At 64.9% G+C, this 1,261-nt stretch carries 1 protein-coding gene; it reads right to left on the reverse strand.

Annotation, left to right across the window (positions count from 1 at the left end):
• The coding region (locus EAO77_RS35320; protein WP_147992416.1) for a DEAD/DEAH box helicase family protein at nt 1-696 on the reverse strand (696 nt) is incomplete at its 3' end.
• Between the last annotated feature and the right edge of the window lie 565 nt (nt 697-1,261).

The following is a 1,261-nucleotide window of genomic DNA, read 5'->3' on the forward strand; positions in this document are numbered from 1 at the left end:
CCTCGGCTGTATTCGCTCGGTGTCCCGTCTACGACCAGCTCGCCTCAGCTGGCGCTGCACTGGGGCAGGGGGCCGGTGACCGTGTTCGCCACGTATTCGTCCCTGCCGGTCCTGATCGAGGCGCACGAAGGCGCCTACGGGCTTCCTATGGACGTTTTCGACCTCSTGGTCGTGAACAGCGGCCCACGCCTTCCCCAGCGAACCCGACGTCCGGTGCGCCTCGTCCACGACCACGAGGTCGAAAACGTCCATAGGAAGCCCGTAGGCGCCTTCGTGCGCCTCGATCAGGACCGGCAGGGACGAATACGTGGCGAACACGGTCACCGGCCCCCTGCCCCAGTGCAGCGCCAGCTGAGGCGAGCTGGTCGTAGACGGGACACCGAGCGAATACAGCCGAGGATCATCCTGCATCGAGCACACCGCTACCATCGGACCCGCATGCCCGAACTCCCGCCACTCCCGCACCGTCTGGGACAACAACGCCAGCGTCGGAACGAGAACCAACACACGGCCCCTCGGCGCGATCCGCTGCGCGGCAGCAGCCGCGATGAACGTCTTTCCCGTTCCACACGCTGCGTGGACCTGACCACGCAATCCATTCTCGGGAATGCGCTGACCGGGCCGAATCTCCAGACCGGAGACGATAGCTTCCACCGCCTCCGCCTGATGCGGGAAGAGCTTGATACCACCGGCCATGAAGATCCCCAGACGCCAGAGGTGATGTGCTTCCTGACAGGATACTACTCGCTGCATCATTAGTGAGGCAGCCTCTCCGTCAAGTTGCATCACCTCGACTAAAAGCACTCGGGTCCCGGGCACGTAGGCCACGGCTACGGGTAAGCTGTCCGAGGTCGCACCGAAGCGACGGCCTATCAGAAGTCAAGAGATCAGGCGCGCTCAACTTCACACCCAACCCTGTACAGAGTTGAGCCCCTCCGAATGGTCCGAGGCACCTGGCACCGGTTCGGCCGGCCCCGGGGATGGTGCCCCAGAATCCGGGATCCTACCCGGTAGACGACATGATGCACCATCACCCATCCCCGCTGCTGCCCGGCGAAGCCGGTAGGGCGGGAGCGCAGCGGACGCCCCGTCCCAAAGCGCAGCGCAGGGACGCACACTCGTGTTGGAGCGCAGCGGAAACACGATTTCCCGCAACGCGGGAAACATCAAGCGCGCAGCGCTTGACAAAGACGCGCAGCGTCTCCCGCACCCGCGAAGCGGGTGCGTTTACCTTCCCAGCGCGCAGCGCTGGGTTACCCGC

Origin of the sequence: Streptomyces sp. T39 (genome assembly GCF_008042045.1) — a bacterium.
Taxonomy (GTDB): Bacteria; Actinomycetota; Actinomycetes; order Streptomycetales; family Streptomycetaceae; genus Streptomyces.